Source organism: Streptomyces sp. NPDC058646 (assembly GCF_042716875.1).
Classification (GTDB): Bacteria; Actinomycetota; Actinomycetes; order Streptomycetales; family Streptomycetaceae; genus Streptomyces.
The window spans coordinates 135,196-148,948 of the sequence record NZ_JBHXRK010000005.1; the positions used below are offsets into that span (position 1 = coordinate 135,196).

Here is a 13,753-nt window from a genome sequence, read left to right on the forward strand (position 1 = left end):
CTCCTCGGCTATCGGTGGTGCGTCGTGGTGGTGTCCGCGCCGAGGCACAGACCGGCGAGGCTGCTCTGCAGCAGGGTGTGGACGAACAGGAGGTCGGCCCCGCCGGGGCCGGCCGCTGCGATCCGGTGCGCCGTGAGCGAGTCGAAGTGCGCACTGTCCCCGGGCTCCAGCAGGTACTCGGTCTCCCCGAGGTGCAGCCGCAGCCGCCCCTTCAGCACGTACAGCCATTCCTCGCCGGGATGTACGCGGACCAGTTCGCCCTGGCTGCGGCCGTGCGGGACGTGCACGCGCAGCGCCTGCATCCCGCGGCCCGCGCCCCCGGCCTGCCAGTACGTCCACCCGTCGGCCTCACGGGCGCCCGGGCCCCCGGCCCGTACGATGGGATCGGCGACGGCCGGGGTCTCGCCGAGCAGCTCGGACACCGTCGTGCCGTAGGTGCGGGCCAGGCCCAGCAGCAGCGGCAGCGAGGGCTGACGCCGGCCGGTCTCCAGCCGCGAGAGGTGGGCGGGAGAGAGCCGGGCCCGCGCGGCGGCGGCCTCCAGGGTGAGACCGGTGCGGCGGCGCAGCTCGCGCAGCTGCGGGGCGACCGCGGGCAGTTCAGCGGCGCCGGGCTCGCTGCCGGGGCCGGGACCGCTCACGGGCGGCGCGGCCGCGTCCTCGGGACCGGGGGTGGGACCGGTAGTCATGCCCTGATTGAGCCAGACGCCTGCCTCGGTGGCAATCTCTCTTGCCTCAGAGGCAAAATCACCCGTCGCCGCGCTGCCCGAGCACGGTCTCCACGGTATCCGCTTGCTCCGCGCTCTTGTCCGGGCGGTGCCTGAGCACCCGGGCGAAGCGCAGGGCGACGCCTGCCGGGTAGCGCGAGGAGCGCTGGATTCCGTCGTAGGCGATCTCCACCACCAGCTCGGGCCGGACCCGCACGGTGAACCCGTCGTCGGAGGTCGCGAGCTGCGTCAGCCGGGCGGTCTGCCAGCGCAGCATCTCGTCCGTGAGCCCCTTGAAGGTCTTCCCGAGCATGGCGTGCGTCCCGCCGGCGGCCCTGGCGCCCAGGTGCAGGTTCGACAGGAGGCCGGTGCGCCGGCCGTGGCCCCATTCGGCGGCGAGCACCACCAGGTCCAGGGTGTGCACCGGTTTCACCTTGAGCCAGTTCCTGCCGCGCCGCCCGGCCGCGTAGGGGGAGTCCAGCGCCTTGACCACGACGCCTTCGTGCCCGTGTCGCAGGGTGGCGGCCCAGAACTCATCGGCCTCGGCCGCCTGCGCCACCGGGTCCTCGACCAGCAGCCTGCGGACCCGGGCGGAGTCGGGCACCAGGGCGGCCAGGGCCGCGTACCGCTCGCCGACCGGGAGGTCCAGCAGGACCTCCTCCCCGGAGACCAGCACGTCGAAGAAGTAGGGGACGACCGGCAGCGTCCGGCGGGCGGCCGCCACGTCGATCCGGGAACCGACCCGGCTCGCGATCTCCTGGAAGGGCACCGGCCGGCCGTCCGGCGTCCGGCCGATGACCTCGCCGTCGAGGATGAACCGCTCCCCCGGCAGCGACCGGGCCAGCTCGGCCACCTCCGGCAGCCGCTGGGTGATCTCGTCCAGGGAACGCGTGTACACGCGGACGTCGTCCCCGTCGCGGTGGACCTGGACCCGGATGCCGTCGAGCTTCTCCTCGACGGCGCAGGGTCCGAGCGCGGCCAGCGCCTCGCCCACCGACTTGGCGGTGTGGGCCAGCATGGGCTGGACGGGCTGCCCCACGCGGAGGGTGAATGCGCCGAGCGCCCCGGCGCCACCGGCCAGGACGGCCGCGCCGACCCGGGGCAGCGAGCCGTCGAGCATCACGGCCCGGCGCAGGTCCGCGGCCGGCACCGCGGCCGCCGCGGCGACGCCTTCCAGGGCGACCGCGTCGAGCGCGCCCTGCCGGACCTCCCCGGACAGCAGGCGCCGCAGGAAGGCCTGCTCGGCCTCGGTGGCCGCGCCCAGCAGGGTGTCGACGATCAGGCTCCGCCGGGCCCCCGCCCCGCTGCCCGAGACGGCGGCGAGCGCGGTCACCGCCTCGTCGACGGCCCGGACGGTGAGGGTGGGCTCCGGCGCCGGCGGGCTCTCCCGGCCGAGGGCGCGCCAGCCGATGCCGGGGCGGCCCTGCGGGAGGCGCCCGGAGAGGTAGGAGATCACCAGGCCTGCCTCCTCGGGGGCGGCGGCGGCGAAGAGCCTCGCGAGCAGGGTCGTCTTGCGGGACCGGGCGGAGGCCTCGGCGACTTCCCCGGACACGCGTGCGAGTTCGGCCAGCAGCATGCGGTCATCCTCCCGCGGGACGGCGTACGCCGCAGGTCGGGCGCCGTGGCCCGGCGCGGGCGGCGGCACCGGGCTCCCGCAACGGCCGCCGGTCCCCTGCCCGGCGCGCTGTACCGCGGACGCGGTACGTACGGCGGTCCCGCGTAGTCCTCGGGAAGGTGGGGACATCCACCTGCGGGCGCTCGGGCGCGGGGCGCAGGACGTTTAGGGTTCACCCATGAAGCTCCGACTGCCCCGGCGCCGCCAAGACCGCCTCCTCGCGGGCGCCGCCGCACTGGCCGTCGTCGCGGGGGCCGGTACCTGGACGGCCTCGGCCGCATCCGACGACGCGCCCGCCGTGCACCGCCAGGACCAGATGGTGAACATGCCCGGTCCGCAGGGACCGGACGTCGCCGTCGACACCTCCTACTTCACCGCCGGCGGCACGCAGAAACGTCCCGCTGTGCTCCTCGGGCACGGTTTCGGCGGCAGCAAGGACGACGTGCGCGCCCAGGCCGAGCAGCTGGCCCGCGACGGCTACGCCGTGCTGACCTGGTCGGCGCGCGGCTTCGGCCGCTCCGGCGGCCGGATCGGGCTGAACGATCCCGCGTACGAGGTCAAGGACGTCTCCCGCCTCGTGGACTGGCTCGCGGCCCGCCCCGAGGTGCGGCTCGACGCGGACGGCGACCCGCGCGTCGGCATGTCCGGGGCCTCCTACGGCGGTGCGGTCGCGCTGCTCGCCGCCGGCCACGACCGGCGGGTGGACGCGATCGCCCCGCAGATCACCTACTGGAACCTGGCGGACTCCCTCTTCCCGGGCGGCGTCTTCAAGAAGCTCTGGGCCGGGATCTTCTTCACGACCGGTTCCGCCGGGGGCATGCAACCCGGCCGGACCGAGGGGACGGATCAGAGCGGGCGGACCGAGCAGACCGAGCGGACCGCGCAAGCCGAGCGGACCGCGCAGCAGGGGCCGCGGGCCGTCGATCCGGCGCCCGCTCCCGGCTGCGGGCGCTTCCAGCCGGAGCTCTGCGCGATGTACGAACGGGTCGCGGTCGCCGGAAAGCCCGACCCCGAGGCCCGAGCGCTGCTGGAGCAGCGCAGTCCGTCGGCCGTCGGTGACCGCATCAAGGTGCCGGCGCTCATCGTGCAGGGCCAGGACGACTCCCTCTTCCCGCTGGACCAGGCCGACGCCATGGCCAGGGCGATCTCCGCGAACGGCGCACCGGTCTCCGTGGACTGGGCGGCGGGCGGACATGACGGCGGCATGCGCGAGGCGGACCGGGTCGAGGCCCGGGTGACGGCCTGGTTCGACCGTTACCTCAAGGAGGACGGGGCCGCGGGGAGCACGGACACCGGTCCGGCGTTCCGGGTCTCGCGCTCCGGCGGCATCGACTCCACCGACGGCGAGGTGCAGCTGCGCGGCGCGAGCGGGGACCGGTACCCCGGGCTGACCTCCGGTCCGCGCGCGTTCGCCCTGACGGGCCGCGAGCAGACCTTCGCCCATCCGGCGGGCGGCGCGCCGCCCGCGCTGTCCGCCCTGCCCGGCATCGGCGGCCAACTGGCCGCCTTCGGCGGCGGGCTCTCGCTGGACTTCCCCGGGCAGAACGCCCGGTTCGATTCGGAGCCCCTGGACAAGGACCTGCGGATCACCGGGTCCCCGGTCGTCACCCTGCACCTGAGGTCGACGGCTGCGGACGGCAGCGCCGTGCTGTTCGGCAAGGTGTACGACGTCGGGCCCGACGGACGCCAGCAGGTGCTGCCGCACCAGCTGGTCGCCCCCCTGCGGGTGGAGGACGCCCGGGAGGGCCGGACCGTCGAGTTCACGCTGCCGGCGATCGACCACTCCGTGGAGGCCGGACACCGGCTGCGGCTGGTCGTCGCCGCGACGGACCTCGGGTACGCGACCCCGGCGGCGCCCGCCGCCTACACGGTCTCGGCGCAGGGCCCGCTGACCGTCCCCGTCGCCGACGGGGTACGGACCGCCACCGCCGGGCTGCCCGCCTGGACCTGGGGGCTGCCGCTGGGCGCGGCCGCGCTGGCCGCCGCACTGCTCGGGTTCCGCCGGACCGGCGGCCCGGGGGCTGCGGGGGCGCGGGGCGGGACGCCGCAGCCGGAGGCCGCGTCGGCCGACGTTCCGCTGGAGATCACGGGGCTGACGAAGCGGTACGCGAAGGCCCAGGACCGCTACGCCGTGCGCGACCTGTCGTTCCGGGTGGAGAAGGGGCAGGTGCTGGGGCTGCTCGGGCCCAACGGGGCCGGGAAGACCACCACCCTGCGGATGCTGATGGGCCTGATCTCGCCGGACGCCGGGGAGATCAGGGTGTTCGGGCACGCGGTCCGCGCCGGGGCTCCGGTGCTGTCGCGGGTCGGGGCCTTCGTGGAGGGCGCCGGATTCCTGCCGCATCTGACGGGCCGGGCCAATCTGGAGCTGTACTGGCAGGCCACCGGCCGGCCCGCCGAGGACTCCCACATGGCGGAGGCGCTGGAGATCGCCGGGCTCGGCGACGCGCTGGAACGCGCGGTGCGCACGTACTCGCAGGGCATGCGCCAGCGGCTCGCGATCGCGCAGGCCATGCTCGGAATGCCCGACCTGCTGATCCTGGACGAGCCGACGAACGGGCTGGACCCGCCGCAGATCCGGGAGATGCGCGACGTGATGATCCGCTACGCGGCGGGCGGGCGGACGGTCATCGTCTCCAGCCACCTGCTGTCGGAGGTGGAGCAGTCCTGCACGCACCTGGTGGTCATGGACCGCGGGCGGCTGGTGCAGGCGGGCGAGGTCGCCGAGATCACCGGTGGCGGCGACACCCTGCTGGTGACCCTGGCGGAACCGGTGGACGAGGTGGGCGTGGAGAAGGTGGCCGCGCTGGAAGGAGTGGGGTCCGTGGTGGCCTCCGACGAGGGGCTGCTGGTACGGCTCGAAGGTGCGACGGCCGCGGGGCTGATCGCCGAACTGGTGCGGCTGGAGGTGCCGGTGACCGGAGTGGGGCCGCACCGCCGGCTGGAGGACGCGTTCCTCACCCTGATCGGAGGTCCGGCGTGAGCGCCGTACAGGAGGTGGCCCCGGGCTACCGGGCGCGTCGTACGCTGCCGCTGCGCGTGGAGGCGCTGAGGCAGTGGCGCAGGCGGCGGACGCTGGTGATGGGCGCGGTGCTGGCCGCGCTGCCCTTCATCATGATGATCGCGTTCGCGGTGGGTGGCGGGCCGGACGACGGTCCGGGGGGCGGGAACGGCCGGATCACGCTGATCGACACGGCCACGGCGTCCGGCGCGAACTTCGCCGCGACCTGCCTGTTCGTCTCGGCGGGTTTCCTGCTGGTGGTGCCGGTGGCGCTGTTCTGCGGGGACACGGTGGCCTCCGAGGCCAGCTGGTCCTCGCTGCGCTACCTGCTGGCCTCGCCGGTGCCGCGGGCCCGGCTGCTGTGGAGCAAGCTGGTGGTGGCGCTGGGCTTCAGCCTGGCGGCAATGGTGCTGCTGCCGGTGGTGGCCCTCGCCGCGGGCACGGCCGCGTACGGCTGGGGGCCGCTGAAGATTCCGACGGGCGGCGCGCTCCCGGCCGGGGACACCGTGCCGAGGCTCGCGCTGGCGGTGGCCTTCATCTTCGTGTCGCAGCTGGTCACGGCCGGGCTGGCGTTCTGGCTGTCCACGCGGACGGACGCGCCGCTGGGCGCGGTCGGCGGTGCGGTGGGGCTGACGATCGTGGGCAACGTGCTGGACGCGGTGACCGCGCTCGGTTCCTGGCGGGAGTTCCTGCCGGCGCACTGGCAGTTCGCCTGGGCGGACGCCTTGCAGCCGCAGCTGGAGTGGGGCGGGATGGCCAAGGGGGCGGCGGTGTCGGTGTCGTACGCGCTGGTGCTCTTCGCGCTCGCCTTCCGGGGGTTCTCGCGCAAGGACATCGTGTCCTGACGCGCCTGCCCCTCCCCGGAGTGTCCCGGCCCGTACCGGCCGGGGCGCCCCCCGGGAGGGTCTACGGGAGAAGTCGTACGGGGGAGCCGTCGAGGAAGGCGCGGATGTCCTCGACGGCTTCGCCGTAGTACGTGGCGTAGTTGGACCGTGTGACATAGCCCAGGTGGGGCGTCGCCAGCAGGCGGGGCGCGCTGCGCAGCGGGTGCTCCTCGGGCAGCGGCTCCACGTCGAAGACGTCGACGCCCGCGCCGGCGATGGTCCCGGAGTGCAAGGCCTCCAGGAGCGCGTCCTGGTCCACGACGGCGGCGCGTGAGGTGTTGACCAGGTAGGCCGTCGGCCGCATCAGAGCCAGTTCGGCGGCGCCGATCAGGCCGCGGGTCCGTTCGCCGAGGGCGAGGTGCACGGAGACGAAGTCGCTGCCTGCGAGGAGTTCCTCCCTGGACGCGGCGAGGGTGACTCCGACCTCCGCGGCCCGCTCCGCGGTGAGGTTCTGGCTCCAGGCCACCACGTCCATGCCGAAGGCGAGGCCGATCCGGGCGACGCGGCTGCCGATCTTTCCGAGGCCCAGCAGGCCGAGCGTGCTGCCGTGCAGGTCGGCGCCGATCGTGCTCTGCCAGGGGCCGCACGCGCGCAGGGCGTCGTACTCGGCGACGACGCCGCGGGCCAGCCCGAGCAGCAGGGCCCAGGTCAGCTCGACGGGCGGGGTGGAGGAGCTGCCGGTGCCGCAGACCGTGACCCCGTTGCGCGCGGCGGCCGCGTAGTCGATCACCGAGTTCCGCATGCCGCTGGCGACGAGCAGCCTGAGCCGGGGCAGCCGGTCGAGCAGGGAGGCCGGGAAGGCCACGCGCTCGCGGAGGGTGACGACGATGTCGAAGTCGGCCAGGCGTGCGGCGAGCCGGTCCTCGTGCGAGAGGTGGTCGGTGTAGGCAACGACCTCGACCCGGTCCGCGACCGGGGACCAGTCGGCGAGGGTGGTCGCGGCCTGCTGGTAGTCGTCGAGGACCGCGCAGCGCAGCAGGCCCTTCACGCGGTCACGTCCGGGGCGACGGCCTCGATCTCGGCGAGGAGTCCGGGCTCCAGCGGGCGGTCGGCGACGGCCGCGTTGGCGCGCACCTGTTCGGCGGAGGTGGCCCCGGCGATCACGGAGGCGCAGCCGGGCTGCGCGGAGAGCCAGCCGACGGCGAGTTCGAGGACGCTGCGGCCGTACCGGTCGGCGAGCGCGGCCAGGGCCTCGACCACGTCGAGCCGTTCCTCGGTGAGGTACGCGTCGCGGCCTTCGAGGCGGGAGCCGGGCGGCACGGGTGCACCGCGCCGGATCTTGCCGGTCAGCAAGCCGTTGGCGAGGGGGAAGTAGGGCAGCACACCGACGCCGTAGTGCAGGGCGGCCGGGACCAGCTCGCGTTCGGCCGAGCGTTCCAGCAGGGACCACTGGTTCTGTGCCGACACGAAGGGCGCCGCCCCGGTCTCGCGGGCGACGTGCGCCGCTTCGGCGAGCTGCCAGCCGGTGAGGTTCGAGTGGCCGATGTAGCGGATCTTTCCCTCGGTGACCAGCTCGGTGAGGGCGGCGAGCGTCTCCGCGACGGGGGTGGCCGGGTCGGGGCTGTGCAGCTGGTAGAGGTCGATGTGGTCGGTCTCCAGGCGGCGCAGCGAGTCCTCGACGGCCCTCCTGATGTAGGCGCGGCCGCCGCGGGAGCCGGCGGCGGGTCCGAACTCCATGTCCACGCCGTCGTAACCGAACTTGGTGGCGAGGACGACCTGGTCGCGGCGGCCCTTGAGGGCCTGCCCGAGATGGCGCTCGGAGCCGCCGCGGCCGCCGTAGATGTCGGCGGTGTCGAGGAGGGTGATGCCCGCGTCGAGGGCGGCGTCGACGACCGCGCGGGTCTCCCGGGCACCGAGGCGTCCGCCGAAGTTGTTGCAGCCGAGCCCGATGGCAGAGACCAGCAGACCCGAACGGCCGAGGGTGAGATAGCGCATGGGTTCCGTGCCTCCGCACTCGTACGACACCTGACTGATGATCGGGTCAGTCTAGGAGAGGCCGGCGCGCCGCTCGCCGTCCCGTTCCCCCGGTCGCCCGCCTCGGTCAGACCAGGCGGGCCGCTCCCCCCGACGGGGCCGCAGGCGTGATGCGGGGCGGTGGATGGCCCGCCTCCCTGAAGGCCCGGGTGACGGCCCGGACCACCTCCGGCTCGGCGTCCGCGTCGATCAGCGACAGGGCGGATCCGCCGAAGCCGCCTCCGGTCATCCGGGACCCGTACGCGCCCGCCGCGTCGGCCGTGGCGACGGCCAGGTCCAGTTCCGGGCAGGACACCTCGTAGTCGTCGCGCAGCGAGGCGTGCCCCTCGCTGAGGAGCGGGCCCGTCTCGCGCAGCCGCCCGGCCCGCAGCAGCTCCTCGATCCGTACGACCCGTTCGTTCTCGGTGACCACGTGCCGCACCCGCCTGCGCCGGACCGGGTCGTCGAGACGGGCCAGCGCCTGCTCCAGCCCGTCGTACGGGAGGTCGCGCAGTGCGGGCAGGCCCAGGGCCGCGGCCGCCTCGTGGCAGGAGGCCCTGCGCCGGGCGTAGGCCCCGTCGGCCAGGTCGTGCTTGACCCGGGTGTCGATGACGAGGAGGCGCAGGCCCGCCGCCGCGCAGTCGAAGGGGATGTGGCGCTGGTCGAGGCTGCGGGTGTCCAGGTGCAGGGCGTGCCCGTCGGTCGCGCAGGCCGAGGCCATCTGGTCCATCACCCCGCAGGGGACTCCGACGTAGGCGTTCTCGGCGCGCCGGGCGAGCGCAGCCAGTTCGGGCCGGGTGAGCGGCAGCCCGTACAGGTCGGTGAGGGCCAGCGTGGTGGCCACCTCCAGCGCCGCGGAGGAGGACAGGCCCGCGCCCGTCGGCACGTCGGACCGGACGTGCAGGTCGGCGCCGCTGACCGGAAGGCCGGCGTCCAGGAGGGCCCACGCCACCCCGGCCGGGTACGCGGCCCAGCCGTCGGCGCCCTGCGGGGGGTGTGCCGGATCGAGGGCGGAGAGGTCGAGGGTCACCGGGCCGGAGGGGACGTCCGCGGAGTGGAGCCTGAGGGTCCCGTCAGTGCGCCGGGCGGCAGCCACCTCGGTGCGCTGCGGCAGCGCGAAGGGCAGGGCGAAGCCGTCGTTGTAGTCGGTGTGCTCGCCGATCAGGTTGACCCGGCCCGGAGCCGCCCACACCCCCTCGGGCCCGTACCCGTACAGCTCCCTGAAGTCGTGCGCCGCCCTGTTCACCGGCTCGCCACCTCCCGCAGCCGTGCGGCCGCGTCCTCGGGCCGGACGTCGTTCATGTAGGCCTCCATCCCTGATTCGGTCCCGGCGAGGTACTTCAGCTTGTCGACGGTTCGCCGGACGGTGAACAGCTCCAGGTGGAGCGCGAAGTCGGCGCGGCCCTCACCCTCCGGGGCCTGGTGCCAGGCGGCGATGTACGGGGTCGGATCGGGGCGGTCGAAGAGCCGGTCGAAGCGGCGCAGCAGCTCCAGGTAGACCCCGGGGAACTCGGTCCGGGCCGCGTCGCCCAGGGCGGGCAGGTCGGGCACCCGGTGGTGCGGGTAGAGGTGGACCTCGTACGGCCAGCGGGCGGCGTACGGCACGAAGGCCGTCCAGTGCTCCGCTTCCAGGACGACGCGGGTCCCCTCGGCCCGTTCGGCGGCCAGGACCTCGTCGAAGAGGTTGCCGCCGGTGCGGGCCCGGTGCTCCGCGACGGTGGCGAGCATGCGCGTGGTGCGGGCGGTCACGAACGGGAAGGCGTAGATCTGCCCGTGGGGGTGGCCGAGGGTGACGCCGATCTCGGCGCCCCGGTTCTCGAAGCAGTAGACCTGCCGGACCCCTTCCCGGGCGGAGAGTTCGCCGGTGCGGTCGGTCCAGGCGGCCAGCACCAGCGCGGCACGCTCCTCGTCGAGTTCGGCGAAGGAGGTGCGGTGGTCGGGGGTGAAGCAGATGACCTCACAGCGGCCGGTGGCGCCGGCGAGGGAGGGGAAACGGTTCTCGAAGACGGCCACCTCGTAGTCGGGGGCCGGGATCTCGCTCGCACGGTCCGGGGTGGACGGGCACAGCGGGCAGGCGTCGGCGGGCGGGTGGTAGGTGCGGTCCTGGCGGTGGGAGGCGATGACGACGGCGTCGCCGAGCAGCGGGTCCCGGCGCACCTCGGTGGCCCGCGCCGGGGCCGGGCCGAGCGGGCGGGTGTCGGGGAAGGCCCGGGGCGCGCCGTCGTCCGTGCCCGGATCCGTGTCGGTGTCGGTGTCGGTGGCGTAGTAGAAGAGGTCTCGGCCGTCGGCCAGGCGGGTGCTGGTGCGCTTCACGTGAGGAGCTTCTCTCACTGGAGGGTGACGACCGTGGGACGGCCGAGGTCGGGCTGGTCGAGCAGTGGCAGCGCGGTGCCGGGGCGTTCCAGTTCGAGCACGATGATCTCGTTCTCGCCGGTCGTCCACAGCGGCCCGGGGGCGTACAGGGTGCGCTGCGGGCCGCGCGGGGTGTCGTAGTGGCCGAGCAGGAACCCGTTGAGCCAGACCAGGCCGGTGCCCCAGCCGGACACGTCCACGAAGCCGTCGGCGGGGGCGTGCCCGGGGGTGTGGGTGAAGCGGTGGAAGGCGGGGCGGCCGGCGGGCGCGGCCTCGGCGGCGGCCCCGGGGGCGAAGGCGAGGCCGGTCAGGTCGGTCAGCGGCAGGGGCCGGATCTCCCATGCGAACAGCTGCTGATGGCCGTGGCGCACCCCGCGCCAGATGCCCTTGCGGTCGTCGAGGAGCGGGCCGTAGTTGACCCTGCCCTGGGCGCGGACGAGGAGGTCGAGGACCACACCCGCCTCGCCGACGGGCAGGTCGAGCCCCTCGTCGGGCGCGTTGCGGTCGAGGATCCCGAGCGGGACCCCGTCGGCGAAGACGTACGCGCGGTCGCCGAGACCGTCGATCTTGACGGGCATGGCGGGGCGGGGGCCCGTGACGGTGGTGCGGTAGTGGATCAGGCCGTGGCTCTGGCCGAGGCGTTCCATGGACTCGGGGGCCGGGCGCAGCACCGGTGGCCCGCCGAGCAGGTCGAGGGAGTCCAGCAGCGGCACGGCGCCCGCGGGCGTGGCCAGGTCCGGGATGATCCGCGGGAGCGGCTCGGGCAGCGGTTCCTCGGGCATCGGCACGTACTTGCCGATGACCTCGCGGAACGCGTGGAACTTGGGAGTGAGTTCCCCGGCCTCGCCGATGGGCGCGTCGTAGTCGTAGCTGGTGACGGTGGGCTGGTAGCCGGGGTCGCCGGGGCGGGAGCCGATGTGGTTGGCGCCCGCCCAGAAGCCGAAGTTGGTACCGCCGTGGGCCATGTAGAGGTTCACGGATGCGCCGGTGGCGAGGAGTTCGCCGAGCGAGCCGGCCGCCTCCTCGACGGCGCGGACGTGGTGGTCCTCGCCCCAGTGGTCGAACCAGCCGATCCAGAACTCCATCGCCGCGAGCGGACCGGTCCTCTGGTAGCGCCGCAGGGCTTCGAGGCGCTCGGTGGGACGGCTTCCGAAGGTGGCGGTGGCGAGCCTCCCGGGGACCGTGCCGCCCTGGAGCATGGCGTCCTCGGGGCCGTCGGCGGTGAAGAGCAGGCAGTCCACGCCGCGCTCCACGAGGGCCTGCTCCACGTGCGCGCGGTAGCGGGTGTCGTTGCCGTACGAGCCGTACTCGTTCTCGATCTGCACGGCGACCACCGGCCCGCCGCGGCTCGCGAGCAGGGGCAGCAGCTCGGGGACGACGAGGTCGAACCAGCCGTCCACCTCGGCCTCGAAGCGCGGGTCGGAGCAGCGCAGGTGGAGACCGTCGACGGCGAGGAGGCGCGCGGGCAGGCCGCCGAAGTCCCATTCGGCGCAGATGTACGGGCCGGGGCGGACTATCGCGTCGAGGCCCAGCTCCTGGGCGGTGCGCAGGAAGCGGCCGAGGTCGCGCCAGCCGGTGAAGTCGGCCTGGCCGGGGGCGGTTTCGTGGAAGTTCCAGGGGACGTAGGTGTCCACGGTGTTGACACCCAGCGCCCGCAGCCGCCCGAGCCTGTCCTCCCACAGGTCGGGGTGGACCCGGAAGTAGTGCAGGGCCCCCGACACGATGCGGTGGGGGCGGTCGGCGCGCCGGAATCCGTCCTGGTCGTGCGTGAGCATGCGCTGACTCCCGGGAGAGATCGTGATGCCTGAGGTGCGGACGTCGCCGAATATATGAACGTTCCGAGCACATCGTCAATGACTGATTGATCGGAATCGATCGAATCGATCGGTTCAGCTGTCTATGATGGCGCTGCCGGCGCGGACCCACCGGCACACCGCACGCACCACACACCGGCCGGCAGCAGACCGGTGGACCAGCCGACCGCAGACGCCGACCGCCCACCGCAGACCGGCGCAGACCGCAGGGGGACCCCTTGAGACCGCACGTGGACCAACGTCAGGCACAGGTTTTCGCGCTCGTCCAGGAGCGCGGCAGCGTCCGCGTGGCGGAACTGGCCCATGAGCTGGGCGTCTCCCCGGTGACCCTGCGCAGGGACATCGAGGCGATGGCGGCCCGGGGCGAGATCCAGCGGATGCACGGGGTGATCAGCCGGGTGCCGGAAGGCCGGGCGCAGGGCGCCGGGCCGGTCCGGGTGCCGACCGGCGCACCGGCCCCGGGGGTGTCCGGCAGACCGGCGGTCGCGGGCGGCGCCGGTGAGGGGCTGGTGATCGGGATGGTGGTGCCCACGACCGAGTACTACTACGCCGACATCGTCCGCGGCGCCCGCGAGGCGGTCGAGGCCCGGGGGGCGCGGCTGACAGTCGGGCTGACCCGCTACCTGCCGGGCGAGGACCGGACCCAGGCCGACCGGCTGCTGTCCACCGGCGCGCACGGCCTGCTGCTGACCCCGAACTGGGAGGCCGGGTCCCCCGGGGCCGGGGAGGGCGCGTGGACGGCGGAACTCCCCGTCCCCACGGTCCTGGTGGAACGGTGGGCCCCGCCGGGGCACCCGGCCGCGGCGCTGGACCGGGTGTCGTCCGACCACGCGCACGGCGCTGCCGGGGCGGTGCAGCACCTGTCCGCGGCGGGACACCTCCGGATCGCGCTCGCCAGCCGGACGACCCCGACGACGGCACGGCTGCGGGCCGGGTACGAGGCCGCCGTCACCGCGCTCGGACTGGAACCCGCGCCGCCGTGGCCGCCGGCCGGCCCCGCGCCGCTCACGGATGCGGAGCTGTTCGCCCGGACGCTGGACTACCTGTACGAGGCCGTGACGAAGGACGGGGTGACCGCCGCGCTCATCCACAGCGACACCGACGCGATCATGCTGATCCCCCGGCTCCAGGCGCGGGGCGTGCGGGTGCCGGAGGACCTGGCCGTGATCACGTACGACGACGAGGTCGCCGGGATGGCCGACGTGCCCCTGTCCGCGGTGGCACCGGCCAAGCACGAGGTCGGCGCCCGCGCGGCCGGACTCCTCCTGGACCGGCTGTCCTCGACGGCGGCGGCAGGCACCGCTCAGGAGCCTCCCCGCCAGCACCTGGACCTCCTCCCCCGCCTGACCATCCGCCCGTAGCCCGTCCGCCCCGGGGGGCCGGCCCCCGGGCCCTCCCCCTGCGGGCCGTGGTCCTCAGGGCCGCCCGTT

10 protein-coding genes are annotated in these 13,753 nt (G+C 74.6%); 3 read left to right on the forward strand and 7 right to left on the reverse strand.

The window, feature by feature from the left end:
- Positions 1-8: 8 nt before the first annotated feature.
- Entirely contained in the window at positions 9-686 is a 678-nt protein-coding gene (locus ACFWUZ_RS08585; RefSeq protein WP_384369244.1) for a helix-turn-helix domain-containing protein, read from the reverse strand.
- A 58-nt stretch (positions 687-744) separates the two neighbouring features.
- Positions 745-2,280 (reverse strand): ATP-dependent DNA ligase, encoded by a 1,536-nt coding sequence (locus ACFWUZ_RS08590; RefSeq protein ID WP_384369247.1) that lies wholly within the window; start codon positions 2,278-2,280, stop codon positions 745-747.
- A 217-nt stretch (positions 2,281-2,497) separates the two neighbouring features.
- Here ACFWUZ_RS08590 and ACFWUZ_RS08595 point away from each other — a divergent pair, with 217 nt between their 5' ends.
- Positions 2,498-5,302: an alpha/beta fold hydrolase gene (locus tag ACFWUZ_RS08595; RefSeq protein ID WP_384369250.1), complete on the forward strand. Its 2,805-nt coding sequence runs from the start codon at positions 2,498-2,500 to the stop codon at positions 5,300-5,302.
- On the forward strand, positions 5,299-6,165 hold the full coding sequence (locus ACFWUZ_RS08600; RefSeq protein ID WP_384369253.1) for an ABC transporter permease: 867 nt from the start codon (positions 5,299-5,301) through the stop codon (positions 6,163-6,165). Before ACFWUZ_RS08595 ends, ACFWUZ_RS08600 begins: the two co-directional genes overlap by 4 nt.
- A gap of 61 nt (positions 6,166-6,226) precedes the next feature.
- On the opposite strand, the gene ACFWUZ_RS08605 is transcribed toward ACFWUZ_RS08600, so the two are convergent.
- From ACFWUZ_RS08605 to ACFWUZ_RS08625, 5 genes are all read right to left on the reverse strand, one after another.
- On the reverse strand, positions 6,227-7,192 hold the full coding sequence (locus tag ACFWUZ_RS08605; RefSeq protein ID WP_384369256.1) for a D-2-hydroxyacid dehydrogenase family protein: 966 nt from the start codon (positions 7,190-7,192) through the stop codon (positions 6,227-6,229).
- A complete protein-coding gene (locus ACFWUZ_RS08610) occupies positions 7,189-8,139 on the reverse strand; it encodes an aldo/keto reductase (protein WP_384369259.1) in 951 nt (316 codons plus the stop codon). Before ACFWUZ_RS08610 ends, ACFWUZ_RS08605 begins: the two co-directional genes overlap by 4 nt.
- A gap of 106 nt (positions 8,140-8,245) precedes the next feature.
- Complete coding sequence (gene galK, locus ACFWUZ_RS08615) at positions 8,246-9,403, reverse strand: galactokinase (protein WP_384369262.1); 1,158 nt, start codon at positions 9,401-9,403, stop codon at positions 8,246-8,248.
- Positions 9,400-10,470, reverse strand: a complete 1,071-nt coding sequence (gene galT / locus ACFWUZ_RS08620) for a galactose-1-phosphate uridylyltransferase (RefSeq protein WP_384369265.1) — start codon at positions 10,468-10,470, stop codon at positions 9,400-9,402. The genes galK and galT overlap by 4 nt, the downstream gene beginning before the upstream one ends.
- Before the next feature lie 14 nt (positions 10,471-10,484).
- Positions 10,485-12,284, reverse strand: a complete 1,800-nt coding sequence (locus ACFWUZ_RS08625) for a beta-galactosidase family protein (protein WP_384369268.1) — start codon at positions 12,282-12,284, stop codon at positions 10,485-10,487.
- A 257-nt stretch (positions 12,285-12,541) separates the two neighbouring features.
- Between ACFWUZ_RS08625 and ACFWUZ_RS08630 the strand changes: the two genes are divergently transcribed.
- Positions 12,542-13,684: a substrate-binding domain-containing protein gene (locus ACFWUZ_RS08630; RefSeq protein ID WP_384369271.1), complete on the forward strand. Its 1,143-nt coding sequence runs from the start codon at positions 12,542-12,544 to the stop codon at positions 13,682-13,684.
- The last annotated feature ends 69 nt before the right edge of the window (positions 13,685-13,753 follow it).